General features: G+C 35.5%; 13 protein-coding genes and 2 pseudogenes. 2 read left to right on the top strand and 13 right to left on the bottom strand.

Annotation, left to right across the window (positions count from 1 at the left end; all coding sequences use genetic code 11):
- Position 1: 1 nt before the first annotated feature.
- From CD126_RS02510 to efeO, 3 genes are read right to left on the bottom strand one after another with little or no spacing between them, the layout of a single operon-like run.
- Positions 2-1,717: an FTR1 family iron permease gene (locus CD126_RS02510; RefSeq protein WP_049406233.1), complete on the bottom strand. Its 1,716-nt coding sequence runs from the start codon at positions 1,715-1,717 to the stop codon at positions 2-4.
- A complete protein-coding gene (gene efeB, locus CD126_RS02505; RefSeq protein WP_103369977.1) occupies positions 1,698-2,921 on the bottom strand; it encodes an iron uptake transporter deferrochelatase/peroxidase subunit in 1,224 nt (407 codons plus the stop codon). The genes CD126_RS02510 and efeB overlap by 20 nt, the downstream gene beginning before the upstream one ends.
- Positions 2,921-3,769 (bottom strand): iron uptake system protein EfeO, encoded by an 849-nt coding sequence (efeO, locus tag CD126_RS02500; RefSeq protein WP_049406231.1) that lies wholly within the window; start codon positions 3,767-3,769, stop codon positions 2,921-2,923. The genes efeB and efeO overlap by 1 nt, the downstream gene beginning before the upstream one ends.
- A 251-nt stretch (positions 3,770-4,020) precedes the next feature.
- Here efeO and CD126_RS02495 point away from each other — a divergent pair, with 251 nt between their 5' ends.
- Positions 4,021-5,010, top strand: coding sequence for an acrylyl-CoA reductase family protein (locus CD126_RS02495; RefSeq protein ID WP_049406229.1), 990 nt, complete (start codon positions 4,021-4,023; stop codon positions 5,008-5,010).
- A gap of 431 nt (positions 5,011-5,441) precedes the next feature.
- Positions 5,442-6,806 carry a glucose transporter GlcP gene (glcP, locus tag CD126_RS02485; protein ID WP_049406225.1) on the top strand — a complete coding sequence of 455 codons (1,365 nt, stop codon included), beginning with the start codon at positions 5,442-5,444 and terminating at the stop codon, positions 6,804-6,806.
- 351 nt (positions 6,807-7,157) lie between these two features.
- Here glcP and CD126_RS02480 read toward each other — a convergent pair whose 3' ends face one another.
- The 10 genes and pseudogenes from CD126_RS02480 to CD126_RS12430 form a co-directional block, all read right to left on the bottom strand.
- Complete coding sequence (locus tag CD126_RS02480; protein WP_049406224.1) at positions 7,158-7,559, bottom strand: GNAT family N-acetyltransferase; 402 nt, start codon at positions 7,557-7,559, stop codon at positions 7,158-7,160.
- Between the two features lie 27 nt (positions 7,560-7,586).
- Positions 7,587-8,618, bottom strand: a complete 1,032-nt coding sequence (locus CD126_RS02475) for an NAD(P)/FAD-dependent oxidoreductase (RefSeq protein ID WP_049406222.1) — start codon at positions 8,616-8,618, stop codon at positions 7,587-7,589.
- Between the two features lie 567 nt (positions 8,619-9,185).
- The gene (locus CD126_RS02470) at positions 9,186-9,485 is read right to left on the bottom strand and encodes a hypothetical protein (protein WP_049406220.1); all 300 of its coding nucleotides are present in this window, start codon (positions 9,483-9,485) and stop codon (positions 9,186-9,188) included.
- Positions 9,485-9,811, bottom strand: a complete 327-nt coding sequence (locus CD126_RS02465) for a hypothetical protein (RefSeq protein ID WP_049406218.1) — start codon at positions 9,809-9,811, stop codon at positions 9,485-9,487. Before CD126_RS02465 ends, CD126_RS02470 begins: the two co-directional genes overlap by 1 nt.
- Positions 9,808-11,184, bottom strand: coding sequence for a hypothetical protein (locus tag CD126_RS02460; RefSeq protein ID WP_103369976.1), 1,377 nt, complete (start codon positions 11,182-11,184; stop codon positions 9,808-9,810). Before CD126_RS02460 ends, CD126_RS02465 begins: the two co-directional genes overlap by 4 nt.
- Positions 11,184-11,806, bottom strand: a pseudogene (locus CD126_RS02455) (Csa1 family protein). Before CD126_RS02455 ends, CD126_RS02460 begins: the two are co-directional and overlap by 1 nt.
- Positions 11,807-12,007: 201 nt before the next feature.
- Complete coding sequence (locus CD126_RS02450; RefSeq protein WP_049406210.1) at positions 12,008-12,772, bottom strand: tandem-type lipoprotein; 765 nt, start codon at positions 12,770-12,772, stop codon at positions 12,008-12,010.
- Positions 12,773-13,087: 315 nt separating this feature from the next.
- Positions 13,088-13,711, bottom strand: a complete 624-nt coding sequence (locus tag CD126_RS02445; protein WP_103369974.1) for a tandem-type lipoprotein — start codon at positions 13,709-13,711, stop codon at positions 13,088-13,090.
- Between the two features lie 148 nt (positions 13,712-13,859).
- Positions 13,860-14,532: pseudogene (locus CD126_RS12435) on the bottom strand (tandem-type lipoprotein).
- A 252-nt stretch (positions 14,533-14,784) separates the two neighbouring features.
- Positions 14,785-15,261, bottom strand: coding sequence for a Csa1 family protein (locus tag CD126_RS12430; RefSeq protein WP_082143025.1), 477 nt, complete (start codon positions 15,259-15,261; stop codon positions 14,785-14,787).
- Positions 15,262-15,334: the final 73 nt, after the last annotated feature.

Here is a 15,334-nt window from a genome sequence, read left to right as displayed (position 1 = left end):
TTTACTGTTCTTTTTTATTAGCTAACATGAGATAGATACCAATAGCGAGAAGCAACACAACTTGGGCTCCTATTGACTCAATCGTCGGGTACCAGCCAATCCAGCTGAGCGTTGGTACCCCTGGTAAGTCATGTCTCGGAATCATGTGGAGTAATTGTAATTTTTGCACACTCATTCCTAGCATTTTAAAAGTCATTATAAACAAAATAATAGTGAGAACTTTAAAAATATAATGTAACGGAATCAATTTCACGATATAGCGATACAACAGGCCGAAAATCACGAGTATGACGACCGCATAAACAATCCCTGACACAAACTGCCACGCGGTAATATTGCCTATCATACCGAGGTAGAACACAATCACTTCGACACCTTCACGCAGCACAGTAATCAAGCCAATCACACCGAGTAAGATGAGATTATTGCGCTGCATGGCATTCTTATAAATCTGTTCAACCATCGCATTCCAACGTGCCGCACTCGATCGGCGATGCATCCACAGACCGACGATAAACATCAGAATTACAGCAATGATACCCAGTCCCGCTTCCATACTTTCTCTCAACACACCTGTCTCGCCTAAGAGGTGGATGAACAGGAGCGCAATACCTAAACTCAATAAGCCACCTAGAATCGCACCACTAATGATACTTGTTGTACCGCGACGATCCTTCATCTCACGTGTCATCGTTGTAAGCGTCATAATGATAAGTAGGACTTCCAAACCTTCACGTAAAAAGATTAGCATCACATCAAGCGACGTATAATGTTGAACTTGAATCGTATCTGCGATGCCTTTATTTAACTCGATAAGCCCTTGTTTCACATCATCTTTCGCCTTCTCACTCAGAATACCTTGATAATATGGAATTTGATTCTCAATTTGTGTATACAAACCTATATTTTTAGTTTGAATCTCACCTTCAACATAAGGCCAAATCTTCACAAACTGCGTGAGGGCCGCATCTGCTTTGTCGAGTTGATCATTATCAATTGCACGTATCGCTTCATCGAGTTGTTCATTTAACTGACTCGGTTGATATTTCCCTTTATCTTTCGAGGAAGTCGTTTGGTCTGCGCTATTGATAGACGATTGGAACGTATTCCAAGCACGCTCAACCTTTGAAATATTTAGTGGTTCTTTCTCAATCGCTACTCGCATCTGCATGAGGCCGACTTCAATCTCGCCATACTTACCAACATCTTTATTACGAATGACAGATTCATGATTCTTCCACACAGAATTCACTTCACTGTTCAGCGATTTCAATTTCTCTTGATCTTTATTCTTGATTGCAGTGGTAAAATCCTTATCTTTGCCTTTAATAGCAGCTTTGAGCTGTTTAATTTCGCCGCTATCATCTTTTTTATTTACTTGTTGTTCGTAGTCAATTAACGCTTTCGTCAAATCACTGTATTGCGTTGTTGTCTTTTTAGATGAAGATGAGACGTTAACACCCTCTAACGCTTTCTGCACTTCTTGGCCCTTTTTAGAATCATTCACTTTTAAAGCATCGATTTGCTTTTTAACATGCTTCAAATCCTCTTGCTTCGTCTTCTTCGATATGTGACTCTCATCTAAATGTTGTTTCGCATCTGTGATCGTCGCATAAACGTCACTAAAGGAAGTCTCTTCAGCCATACGCGCTTGTCCTACACAAAAGGACATAATGAGTAGTGAGATTAGGAGTACTTTAATTAAACAACGTCTCACCGAGATAACCTCCCTTACGCACGCCTGGTAACATCAAGAATAGCCCTGAACCACGATGTGTAATGTATTCATTTAACTTATCTACATTGCCAAGTTTGTTCTGAATGTCTATAAATTGTTGAGGATCTTTCTGAAAGCTAATAAACAGTAAGCCTGTATCATAGTTCCCAGTATCATCACTCGTTCCGCGCATATAATTGTAAGCACGACGTAGAATATGCGTGCGCGCTTCTTTCGCTAAACGCGCATGTGCATCAGCTGGAATCGTAGGTTGTCCAGTACTGTCTTTCGCATCCAAATCAAGTTCATCAAATTCATCTTTCTTGCCAAGTGGAGCACCAGAGTGACGATGTCGACCAAAGGTAGCTTCTTGCTCCTCAAGTGCCGTACGATCCCACGTTTCGATATGAATTTGGATTTTACGCAACACACAATATGTCGCATGTTTCGCCCAACCTTCATCAATAAACACGTAATCTTTATAGTCTTTCGTCGAACGCGGATTCTCTGTCCCATCTTTAAAAGCCATAATATTACGCGGCGTCTCTTTCGGCTTTCCGGACACGAAACCCGTTTCAGACCGACGTACTTTTACCGTATCTAAAAATGGTCGAATCAAGTTGTGAATCGCATGGAAAGCGACTTGCGGGTCATCTGCACATGCTTGAATCATAATATCTCCGCCTGTATACGCCTTCTGTAACTGATCACGAGAAAAATGGGGTAAGTCTTTCCAATTCTTCGGTTTCTTGTGGTCCAGCTTTAACTTAGACATAAAACTACTACTCACGCCAAAGGTCAAAGTTAAGCGGCTCGCATCAATACCGACCGCTTCTCCTGTATCAATCGGAGGTAACAAGGTATTGTCGGAATTTTTACCAACCACATCCCCTTGCATCATCGCTTCAGAATACGTCGTCCACTGCTTAAACATCTTCTTTACTGCACTCAAATCTTTCGTCTTTAAATCAAGTACAGCCAAATTTAAATTCTTCTGATGTGGTGTCGTGATTCCTGGCTGAACTTTGCCATGAAACTGGTAAGATTGATGCGGTTCGTCTTCAGGCGTATCGAACGCCGACTTAAACGACCATACTCCGCCTACACCACTTGCGCCAATCGCCACACCTGCACTGCCAATACCTAACATTTTGAGAAAAGACCGACGTGAGTATGTCGGTCTTGTGTCGTTATTATGTTCCATTATTGATTAACCTTAGCCATTTGACTCAATGGTTCACCAAGTTCGTTAACCGCATCCGCAAATTCTTTACGTTGCGCTTTCGAAACTTCTTCATATGACTTGTAGCCATCGTCAGTCTTGAATTTATCGAGTAAACCATTCACTTTCGCAAATTTCTTCTCTAATTTGTCGCTTAACTTTTTATCTTTCTTCTCTAATGCAGGTTTAAACAGTTCATAAATCTTTTGTGCACCTTCAATATTGGCTTTGAAGTCGTACAAGTCTGTGTGAGAATAAATTTCTTCTTCACCTGATACTTTAGAAGTCGAAACCTCGTTCAAGAGATCAACAGAACCTTGAAGCATTAACTTCGGCGTAATGTCTAACGTATCTGCTTTCGCATGAAGTTCTTTCGCATCTTTCAATAATTGATCGGCATCTTTCTTCGTTGTATCTGTAATTGCTTTGCGTTCGTAAAGGTCACGTTCAATCTTATGGTAACCTGTCCATTCGTCCGCTTTCTTCTCTTCTTCCATATCCGCTAAACGCGCATCAATCTTAGGATCTAAATCGCCAAACGCTTCAGCTACAGGTTCAGATCGTTCATAGTACATACGCACTTTCGGATACAGTTCCTTCGCTTTGTCCATATCGTCTGCTTTCACAGCTTTAACGAAATCTTCAGTCCCTTTCAAGAATTTATCCAATTCTTCACTCGTGTATGACTTGTAATCTTTCGTTGCTTGTTTCAACTCAGACTTCACATCACTGTCTTTCGAGCTATCTTTGTTGTCTTTGTGACCATCATTCGACCCACACGCACCAAGTAGTAACGCTGAAGAGAGTAATACTGCTGAAAGTTTTTTCATGTTGCCACCTCATAACATAAATTTTAGTTGCTAATTGCTAACATTTTATCATTTGATAATCATTTTCAATTAATTATAAAATGCTTTCTCATCCCCGTCAACATCGTATTTATAACTTTCGTAAAATTGACTTATTTTAACTGTAAAATGGTCAAAAGTCGTCCCTAAAACGATACGCAAACTAATTGAGTCCACTGAGTCGAAGTGGTACATTGGCGTTATACATTACTATAGGTAAAGGAGTGCCAGAAATGTCCGAAACATTTAAAGCTTATGTCGTGAATCAACAAGATGGCGAATTCTCTAAAGGCTTTCAAGACTTCACTACAGACGACCTACCTGACGGCGATGTCTTGATCAAAGTGAAATATTCAGGTATCAACTACAAAGATGCCCTAGCAACGACTAAAGATAATAAGATTGTACAAAGTTATCCTATGGTGCCAGGTATCGATTTGGCTGGTGTCGTCGAACATTCCGACACTCCTGCGTTTGAAGCTGGCGACGAGGTCATTGTGACAGGTTACGATCTCGGCGTGAGTCACTATGGCGGTTTCAGTGAATATGCGCGTGTTAACGAGGAGTGGATTGTGAAGAAACCGAAAGATCTCACACTCGAAGAAGCGATGATCTATGGAACTGCTGGCTTTACAGCTGGTTTAGCAATTGAGGAGTTAGAGCACAACGGCCTCTCTGTCGAACGTGAAAGCGTACTCGTTCGTGGCGCAACAGGCGGCGTGGGCACATTGGCGATGATGATGTTAGACGCCATTGGCTATGATGTTATCGCAAGTACAGGTAAAGATGACGTAGAAGATAACCTAAAAGCATTAGGTGCCAAAGAAGTCATCCCACGTATCGAAGACTATGACAAGAAACCGCTAGCGAAGCGTCAATGGCAAGCGGCAGTAGATCCAGTCGGTGGTTCAAGTCTTGCTCAAGTACTTAAGCAACTCCACCACAATGGTAGTCTCGCCTTGATTGGGATGACAGGTGGCAATTATTTCGAAAGTAGTGTCTTCCCATTCATCTTAAGAGGCGCCAATATTATCGGTATTGATTCCGTCACTGCATCAATGAAGATGCGTACGAAGATTTGGCGTCGACTCGCTAAAGACTTAAAACCAGACCAATTACACGATATTAAGACGACGATTTCATTTGATGACCTTGAAGACTACGTAGACAAAGTACTGCAACATGACAACTCCGGTCGAATCATTATCAAATTTGATGACTAATATAGATAATTTCACATTAATCATGTTCGTCGTTCAGTTGCGATAGATGTTGTTTAGGCTGGCGTTGAGTGGGAATTGGTGCGACTCACTGCAATTCCTATTGATGTTCAAACGAGATTAGTGAGACTCTCTGCAATCTTGGCTGTGTGAAGGCTGGGGTTGCAGTTTTTTGTGGTTGGAAATAGAATGCATTGGAAGTTAGAGAGTAAGCTTAATGAATCGAACGATACATATAATAGTATTTCGAATTCGAGGACACGGAATTTTAAATTTTTGCAGCGGTTTCTCGTTAAGCAAGTTAGGAGTACTAAAGAATTCATCCAAATTATGATAAATTACCGACAAATTGCCACCGAAACGCATATAATTATTTACAGTTTTTTTATGAAAGCGTATACTTTACTTGTCTAAATTGACAGGAGGTACATAATATGGGAGTTAAAATAAATAAAAAGCTCATCTTCTTCCTAGGTGCCCTAGGAGGTTTGCTTTACGGTTATGATATGGGTGTCATCTCTGGTGCCTTACTCTTCATCAAAAATGATATTCCATACTCAAGCTGGACGGAAGGGTTTATCGTTTCAGCTATGTTAATCGGGGCGATCTTCGGTTCTGGTGTCAGTGGCCCAGTTTCTGATAGATTAGGTCGTCGCCGTGTTGTTTCAATCATTGCGATTATTTATATCGTAGGTGCGTTAATCCTTGCCTTAGCCCCTACTGTCTCAGTATTAATTATTGGGCGTTTTATCATCGGTCTTGCGGTAGGTGGTTCTACTGCTATCGTTCCAGTTTATCTTTCCGAAATGGCGCCAACAGAACATCGTGGTTCACTCAGTTCGTTAAACCAATTGATGATCACGATTGGTATCTTAGCATCTTACCTCGTTAACTACGCCTTCACACCAATTGAAGGTTGGAGATGGATGTTAGGTTTAGCGGTTGTACCATCACTCATTTTACTCATCGGAGTGGCATTCATGCCTGAAAGTCCACGTTGGTTACTCGAACACCGCAGTGAACAAGCAGCGCGTGATGTAATGCGCTTAACATTCCCAGAACACGAAATTGACAAAGAAATCGCGGACATGCGTGAAATCAGTCGTGTCTCTGAAAGTACGATGAAGGTGTTAAGCTCACCTTGGTTGCGTCCGACTATCATCATTGGCTGTATCTTTGCGTTATTCCAACAAATCATCGGTATCAATGCGATTATTTACTATGCCCCACGTATCATTAGTAAGGCGGGTCTAGACGAATCTGCATCTATCCTAGGTACAGTGGGTATCGGTACTGTAAACGTACTCATCACGATTGTTGCGATATTTATCATTGATAAGATTGACCGTAAGAAACTCCTCGTTACAGGAAACATCGGTATGGTCGCATCTCTCGTAATCATGGCAGTACTGATCTGGACGATGGGACTACACTCAGCAGCATGGATTATTATCCTTTGCTTAACAATCTTTATCTTATTCTTTGGCTTCACTTGGGGACCAGTATTATGGGTTATGCTACCAGAGCTCTTCCCTATGCGCGCACGTGGTGCAGCTACAGGTGTCGCAGCGTTAATCCTATCAATCGGTAGTTTACTCGTTGCACAATTCTTCCCTAAATTGACTGACGTACTACCTGTACAAGAAGTCTTCTTAATCTTTGCGGTCATCGGTATTTTAGCGATTATCTTTGTTGTAAAATACCTACCAGAAACGCGTGGTCGTAGCTTAGAAGAAATCGAAGCCGACTTACGTTCAAGAACTTCTGCCGCCAATGTTAAAATGGAAGAAGATAAATAATATAAGATGTGAAAAAGGCATTTGAGACGTCGGTCGTGACGTTCTCAAATGCCTTGTTTTGTGTCGGAAGTTGTAAGTTCGAATGGCTAGGAGGTACATTCGAATATAATATACATTTTGTGGCGTCTGATTATTCTTTAAATCCTCGATTTTTTTAAGCGCTGGACTCACTTATTCTGTTTAGCGTTGTGTTTTAAGTGATGGGATGAGTCGCATGAACTATATTTAATTGAGCGGTTCATACTTTAACATGTGATTGTTACCTACACAGTTGAACGTTTCACCGAAAGTAAGGAGAACGTTTTTACATAAACAATTCACTCAAATTTCCCCTGCCATTTTATCCACACACTAATACCTTTTAAACATACCAGCTGAATGTGGCTCAGTATAATCAAAGCCAAACTGACGGTAGAGCTCGTCAGCAGGATAATCGGCCATCAGACTCACATACGTGCCCGCTTCAGCGATAGTGTCGATAAAGTGCATGACCTCGCGCATAATCAACTTGCCATATCCTCTCCCCTGATACGTAGGGTGAACAACGATATCTACAACCTGCAATGCCGTGCAACCGTCGCCAATTACACGTCCTAGACCAATGAGTTGTTGCTCACTAGAAAGCGCTACGGTAAACAGCGCGTTAGGCAGCCCTTTGCGTGCAGCAGCCAATGATTTCGTACTCATACCCGCCACTTTACGCAAATCACAATACGCTTGAGGCTCAGGTGGTTCATGTTTAAGATGAATCATTGCGCTCCCTCCTCAATTTGGATTAAATTATAGATACTTCTGCATAATCACTTCGTTAGATTCTTTAAACACGTCGTTATGACTAGAAACGTAACCTTCACTATTCGCATCAGGCTCGATATATTGTTTCGCTAAATTAGCCGCATTGCCTGCATCACTAAACGCACTCGCGATAAGGTGCACCTTTGCATCATGCGCAACGATATCTCCACACGCATAAATTCCTGGCACACTCGTAGACGTATTGCCAAAGCCTTTCACACGATATTCGTCATACATGTCTAACTGCGCTTGAGAGGATTGCAACAAGCTGTTCTCCATATCAAAGCCGTGACTGATAATCACTTCATCGAAATGTTCCGTACGCTTCTCACCAGTCTCTAAATTCTCTAACACGACTTGATCGATACGCGTTTGCGATTGATCACCAATCAATTCCGTAATATGTGTATTCGGCACTTTACGCACGTTTAAATCGTCCAATTTATCACGTACCGCTTCGTAACCTTTAATCTCAGACTTACGATAAATCAAAGTGACAGACTTCGCATAGCCACTTAAATCATTCGCCCAATCAAGTGCGGAATTTCCTGCACCTGAGATGAGGATATCTTTATCCTTGAACTTACGTAACGATTGCACCACGTAGTGCAAATTAGTCAGATGATAACGCTCAGCATCTTTAATTTCGAGCGGTTTCGGGTTAATAATACCATTTCCGATAGCCACAATTACCGCTTTAGACGAATAATGCGTACCATTCTCAGTAATCACTTCGAAATGACGTTCATCCAACTTCTGGATATCTACTACACGTTGGTTAAGCTGCACTTCTGGGTTAAAATACAATCCTTGTTTCACTGCATCTTGAATAATCTCATAACACGGTTTCGGAGCCACGCCGCCAATATCCCAAATAATCTTCTCAGGATAAATTTGCATCTTGCCCCCTAACTCACTTTGAACATCCACAATGCGCACATCCATACCACGTAGACCTGCATAAAAGCTCGCAAATAAGCCAGCAGGGCCTCCACCAATAATCGTTACATCTTTCATAACTTAGCCTCCCAATAACATAGACCTATTCTTAGATTCAGTTATATTATGCTAGAAATGAGAAAGGTTATCAATAAATTGGTGTTGTGTGGGGGGAGGTAGTTATAGCGGTAAAATGAATCAACGCATTCAGATTCAAGTAATGTAGAGCGGGAGAAAGATATGGGGGAGAAACGTTAGAGTTTCGTTTATGAATTTGAAGGTTGTGGCTGAGTAATTAGATTTTGCAGAGATGAAAAGTCATGAGACTTAAATTGAAGTTGAGCATTCGAATTTAAGTTTCATGGTTTGAGGGGGTTTAGAAAGAAAGGAGCCTAAGCGAAATAATGTCGCTTAAGCTCATATAGAACTTACTAGCCAAAAGCAAAATAAAGTCAAACTTGCATAATTTGATAAATAGCCACTATATGTACGTATAAATTTAGGTGACAATAAATAGAGTTTCGAACCTATTCTAGCGTAACTCATAATAGTGAACTCAATTGAATAATGCAAACCAAAATGTACAACTATACAGGATTGTTGAACGTCATCAAATTTTTTATTACTTCAGTTCACACCCCATAATTAAAGATCATCAAATTTTTTAGTTATATTTTCAATTTCTTCAATTGCACTATCTACCCAATCACCTTTAGCTGCATTATCCTTAAATTGGCTAGTGAAATTATTTTGATGACTTTTGAGTTGTGAGATAAGATCGGCTTCATCGCTTTTAAGTTCTGTTTTTAATTGTTCACATTGACCCACTGCACCATGGCCAATTTCCATAATTTGCTGCATCTGTTTCCCTTTTCGCCCTGCTTTTGTTAATTCTTCAGGATGAAATAAAAAATCGTCTACCTTTTCAAAAAAGCCTCCAGCCATTAATTTTCCCCTTCCTCTAATTCATGCTTTATTTGAGTATAAGATAATTTTAACTCATCTATATTTTCAAGAATTTGTTCTTTAGCTTTTGTACATGATGCTTTAGTCTCATCACTGAATTCTTCTAATATTCGAGTTACTCTGTTATTAGAGATTTCACTAAAGCCTTTATTAACTTTTAAATTTGTCATTCTATCATACGTCTCATCACATTCTATTGAAACTTCTCTTTCAATATCATTCAAAGTATCATATTGATGATTCAAATCTTTCAGTTTAACTTTATATTCATCCTCCAGCTCTTCTATTTGACGCTGTAAATTCATATTTTACCACCTATTTGATTTGAAAGTTGTTGATCTTTTTCTACCATACTGTTAACACTGTCTTTAACTTTATCTATATAATCTTCTAAATCCTTATTGATACTATTTAACTTACTAATTTTACGATCAATTTTTCCGTGAGGAGTATCAACAATTTTACCTTTAAAGGCCCCTCCCATATGTAACGCAGATAGCTGTTCACCATTATTTAAGTCTTTACCCTCTTCTGCGGCACTTGTTCTTGCCTGCTCCCAAGTATCATTAAAGCTCTCTTTAAAATCATGATATATTTCTTTCAAATTATTTATTTCACTATTTACAGAGGCATGAAGTCCGCTAGCTAAAGAAAAAGCTACCATGTCTTTCAGGACTTGTTTACTTGAAGATGTAAGCCCACCTGAAGTTTGTATCATATTAGCTTCTAATTTATCGATATTTTTTAAATTACTTTTTGTGGATTTTAAAGTATTTTTGTAGTTTTTAGTATTAGCATCTTTAGCACCTTTAATATTATATGTAAGTGGCTTTATAATTTTTTGACCTTTACCTCGGAGAAATCCCTCCATAGAATGACCTTTATTATTATTTACCTTAAAAATTTTTCCTGGCATAAAGGTATCTGCAAATTTTGAAATATTCGTTAAAGGATCTTTATTACTCGATATTCTAGTGATTTTTCCATCATAATTATTAAATAAAGCATATAATTTTATATCATTTATCTCTGAATTTATATTATTATCAAAATAAGTTCCGATGGAAGTAAAGGTTGATTTGAGAGAGGGTTTAGCCCCAGCATTACTAACTGCTAAAGGGGGTAAAACTTTTCTAAAACCTTTTGCATAAATTGGAGCAGTATTATAAGTAACGATATTAGGTATATCATTATTCGCACCTAACAACATCGCCCCTCTCCCTCCAAGAGAATGACCTGTAATTGTTTCGACATCATACTTTTTAGTAGCTTCTTTTACAAACTTATTTACTTTCCCATAATATTCACCATCAGGCAATTCACTTTTTTCCAATATATTATAATCTTCGGTTTCATTCATAACCTTATCTTTTCCACCGTCAGTTTCATCATTTAAATTGGTTCCAGGAATACCAATAATTGACTTTCCTGTATTTTTATCTTTAAATACAACTACGCCAACACCATGCTCCTTGTCTTCAAAAGAATCTTTGTATTCGAGATTACTAGGAAATTTATCTTGTTCTTTCAGATAGTCAATTCTATCACTTACGCTTGATACTTTACCTTCAGAATTCCAAAAGTCTTCTATTTCATAGCTTAGTGAAGCTACACTACTTGTAGTTTCTGAATCTGGCTTTAAATTCTTTCCTTTAATGAATTCGCTACTTTTGACCATTAATAACTCTCCTTTGTAGGTTGAAAATCTACTGAATCTCTGAAAAAATATTCATTTTTCTTAAATATTATTTCGATTTCTTTATCTCCTTTAGTTGAAAAACTAGGTTTATTTCTACCGGTTATATTTATAGTCGCTTTATTATAAGGTACGTTATATATTTTTTTTATTTTTTTGATTATATCATCATTATTAGTTACCTTATACGAACCTATGAATTTAGGTAAATTATAGTTATAATAATACTTCCCTTTTTTATTATGTATATCACTCTTTATATTAGAATATTGCACCATAAATTTAATTTTTTTGATTTTATTACAAACATTTTCATTAATATCTTTTTTTGTGGGTACTAGATTATTTTTTCTTAATTTCACTGGATATTTATTTATGTCATTTTTTCCACTATCACTGAATTTTTTTATATAGTAATAACCTGTAGCTTTTCTCTTATTTCTATCTATATAGAGAACAGCACCCTCACTTTTCAATATATTATTCTTTTTTTCTTTATGGAAGAGTTTAATATCCATTTTCCTTTATCTCCTTTTTCAAAATCTCTATTTTTTGTTCCTTGAATATCATAGAAATCTTCTAAATTTTTTTTGGATAGATACATAACGAGTCATATATATTCTTTTTTATTTGTTTATCGTGTTCGTATGATGTTGATTTATTACAACCACTTGTGCATAGAAGTAGAAATAAGCTAATAAAGACAATCGTTAATTTCAATTTTTTATTCATTGCTTTCTCTCCTCATAAATTTTTTAATTCATCTTATTGATATATCATTACCGACGCTTAAAATACTACGCTATTAATTATCCTCGCTTTTCTTAGTTGGTTTGTAGGTCACTGCATCTCTGAAGTAACTCTTATTTTTCTTAAATGTTATTTCAACTTCTCTATTACCAAATTTATTTTCTTTAGGTTCGCCGCTACCAGAAATATTAATTTCAGCTTTGTTATATGATACGTTGTATCTTTGCTTTAAACTCCTTACAATATTATCTTTATTTGTCAATTTATATACTGCTTGAAATTCTGGTAAATTACTATTATAAAAATAATCCCCCTTTTTGTTCTTTATATTTTTATTTATATTTGCATATTGAATGAAGAAATTAAACTTGTTTATTTTTTTCTTAACATTATCATTTGTATCTTCTTTAATTGAGATTAATTTATTGTTTTTTAATTTTATAGGATAGTGTTTCTCGTCAGTTTCGCCATGACCTTTAATATCTTCGATATAATAATAGCCTTCTGCTTGTCGTTTGTTTCGATCTAAATATAAAATAGCACCTTCACTTTTTAATATCCCTTTCTTTTTCTTTTTCACAGCTGAATGGAATATCCACATCCCTTTATCACTCTTATCAAAATCATTATTTCTATCACCTTCAATATCATAAAAGTCTTCTAAATCTTTAGTGGGGTATACTTTTAATGAATTATCGATATTTTCTTTTATCTGTTTATCATGACCGAAAGAAGTCAATTTATTACAGCCACTGATACAGATAAGAGAAAGTATGCATGCAAATATAAGAACTATTTTTAGCAGTTTTTTCACTTTCACTCGTCACCCTCTTATTTATTCAACTTATATGTATGTTTAAAAATAGAATAACCAACTAACGTTAAAATACTCTAAAAGTAAGAAAGAACTAAACGTTATTTAACACCAAGACTTATCACTATGATTTTGTTAAAAATTGGGCATATCGTATTTATTTAATTAGTGATTTACAATAATCAATTATATATTATTCACTTTCATCAGTAGGCTCAAATATCAATGTATCATAATAATTAAATTCAGTTTGTTTAAATTTTATTTTAATTCTCTTGTCTCCTATAACTTTATCTTCACTTCTGCCATCCCCTTGTATAATCATTTCTGCAGAGTTGTAAGGAATAGGATATCTTTTTTTAATTTGTTCATAATTTTATCATCTTCGTTTAATTTATATATTGCTTGAAAATCAGGTACATTAGAATTGGAATAATATTTTACTTTCTTGTCTTTCAATTCTTTATTTAAATCTGCATACTGACCAAAAAATTCAAAGTTTTTAATTTTATTCCTTATATTCTCATTTCTTACATTTTTATTAGGTATAACTTTTCCATTTATCATTTTAACTTTATACTTTTTTCTATCAGCTTTTCCATCATTAAAATATTTACGTATATGATAATACCCAGAGGCTTCTCTAGTATTCCTATTTATATGTAAGAACATACCTTCATCTACATAAGCCTTTCCTTTATTTCTAGCGAAAGATGAGTGAATCACCCACTTTCCTTTATCCCCCTTTTTAAAATCTTCACTCTTGGCACCTTCAATATCATACAAATCCTCTAAATTCTTTATTGGATAAATTTTCAATGAGTCATGTATATTATTTTTTATTTGAATATCATGTTCATAAGATGTAGATTTATCACATCCATTTATAAGAACAAGTATTGATAAACTAATAAGAATAATGGTTAAATTTAAGAATTTTTTCATCTACTTTACTCCTTTTAATCATCTAATTAAACCTTCATTTCCATGTATGTTGTTCTATTTAAATTACTTTTCACTTTGTTTTGTCGGTTGAAAATCTATAGAATCTTGAAAGTAATATTTGTTTTTCTTAAAATTAACTTTAATTTCCTTATTTATTTCCTAAACTCGAAGACTTTGGTTGACTTCTTCCAATTATCTGCATTGTTGCTTTGTCATATGGTATTTTATATTTACTTTTTAAAGATTTAATTAGAGCATCCCTATCAGACATTTTATATTCACTTACGAATTTAGGTAAATTATAATTATATGCATACTTACTTTTTTGTTTTCTATATTACTGTTAACATCTGTATATTGCACAAGAAAGTTGAATTTTTTTATTTTTTCACGTGTGTTTATATTTACGTTCTTACCGCTTGGTATTAGGTTGTTTTCTTTCATTTCAATCGGGTAATTTTTTCATTTTTTTTACCATTATCTTTAAACTTATTTATATAATAATATCCTCTAGATGTTCTTTTATTTCTATCTATATAAAGTACTGCTCCCTCACTCTTTAATTCACCATTCTTTTTAGTATTAATGGAGGAGTCTAGAATCCACTTTCCTTTGTCTCCCTTTTTAAAGTCCCTATTTCTCACGCCGTCAATATCATAGAATTCTTCTAAATTCTTTGTAGGATAAATACTTAATGATCTATGGATATTTTTATCAATTTCACTATCGGGTTTACTAGAATCATTTCTACCACAGCTACCTATAAAAAGTGGTGAGATGATACATAAACCTAAAACAATTGTCTTATTTATCTGAATCAAAGCCTCTCCTCCTTTTAATTCTTTATCAATTAGTATTTTTTCAATAGGTTCACCTACACGCTTTATATAAATATCAATAGACTCAATCTAACTATTTATTATTTTTTATTAATATTTTTCGTTTCTTTTTCGTTTGGATATCAATTTTTAAGATTGAGTTTAGTGCTCTTTAAATCATAGTTATCGAAACTATAGCACTTGATTTTTCAGAACTCTTATTTATACCGTCTTCTTTAATTCTTTCCTTTTTTACTATTCACTTTCATCCTTTTTATTAGGTTTATATATTAAATCGTTAGTTATATAGTAATTATTATTAAATGATATTTGAATGCTTTTATCACTAAATCTTTTTGTGCTAGGTTCTTGAGAGCCTTTAATTAATAAATCAGCTTGGTTATAATTTAAATTATATTGTTTTTTAATAGCTTTTAGTATTTTGTCATGCTCATTTAGATTGTATCTTCCCTTAAAATTGCTTACATTAGGATTGTAAAAATATTTCCCTCTCTTTTTCTCAATATTTTTATTTATATCAGTGTATTGAATTAAAAACTGAAATTGTTCTATTTTATTTTTAGCTTGTTTGCTAATATTATTATTAATTGGATGTATTTTGTTACTCTTAAAAATGACTGGATATCTTTTTTCAGTATCTTTACCTTTTTCTTTATAATCTGATATATAATAGTAACCTTTTGACTCTTTTTTATTTGATGAATTGTCAATTTAAGCGCAACACTTCTAAATTTAAAATTTCATATGGAGTGTCCCAATTAAGACACTTTCTAGGTCTATGATT

The sequence above is a fragment of the Staphylococcus pettenkoferi genome, from assembly GCF_002902685.1.
Taxonomy (GTDB): domain Bacteria; phylum Bacillota; class Bacilli; order Staphylococcales; family Staphylococcaceae; genus Staphylococcus; species Staphylococcus pettenkoferi.
The sequence above is the reverse complement of the archived record's forward strand: the minus strand, read 5'-3'. Positions and strand labels throughout refer to the sequence as shown.

What these genes read in the sequence shown, in the direction of transcription:
- efeO (WP_049406231.1), bottom strand. Translation starts at nt 3,769, where the DNA reads ATGAAAAAACTTTCAGCAGTATTACTCTCTTCAGCGTTACTACTTGGT.
- glcP (WP_049406225.1), top strand. Translation starts at nt 5,442, where the DNA reads ATGGGAGTTAAAATAAATAAAAAGCTCATCTTCTTCCTAGGTGCCCTA.
- CD126_RS02465 (WP_049406218.1), bottom strand. Translation starts at nt 9,811, where the DNA reads ATGAATTTACAGCGTCAAATAGAAGAGCTGGAGGATGAATATAAAGTT.
- efeB (WP_103369977.1), bottom strand. Translation starts at nt 2,921, where the DNA reads ATGGAACATAATAACGACACAAGACCGACATACTCACGTCGGTCTTTT.
- CD126_RS02480 (WP_049406224.1), bottom strand. Translation starts at nt 7,559, where the DNA reads ATGATTCATCTTAAACATGAACCACCTGAGCCTCAAGCGTATTGTGAT.
- CD126_RS02470 (WP_049406220.1), bottom strand. Translation starts at nt 9,485, where the DNA reads ATGGCTGGAGGCTTTTTTGAAAAGGTAGACGATTTTTTATTTCATCCT.
- CD126_RS02495 (WP_049406229.1), top strand. Translation starts at nt 4,021, where the DNA reads ATGTCCGAAACATTTAAAGCTTATGTCGTGAATCAACAAGATGGCGAA.
- CD126_RS02445 (WP_103369974.1), bottom strand. Translation starts at nt 13,711, where the DNA reads ATGAAAAAATTCTTAAATTTAACCATTATTCTTATTAGTTTATCAATA.
- CD126_RS02475 (WP_049406222.1), bottom strand. Translation starts at nt 8,618, where the DNA reads ATGAAAGATGTAACGATTATTGGTGGAGGCCCTGCTGGCTTATTTGCG.
- CD126_RS02460 (WP_103369976.1), bottom strand. Translation starts at nt 11,184, where the DNA reads ATGGTCAAAAGTAGCGAATTCATTAAAGGAAAGAATTTAAAGCCAGAT.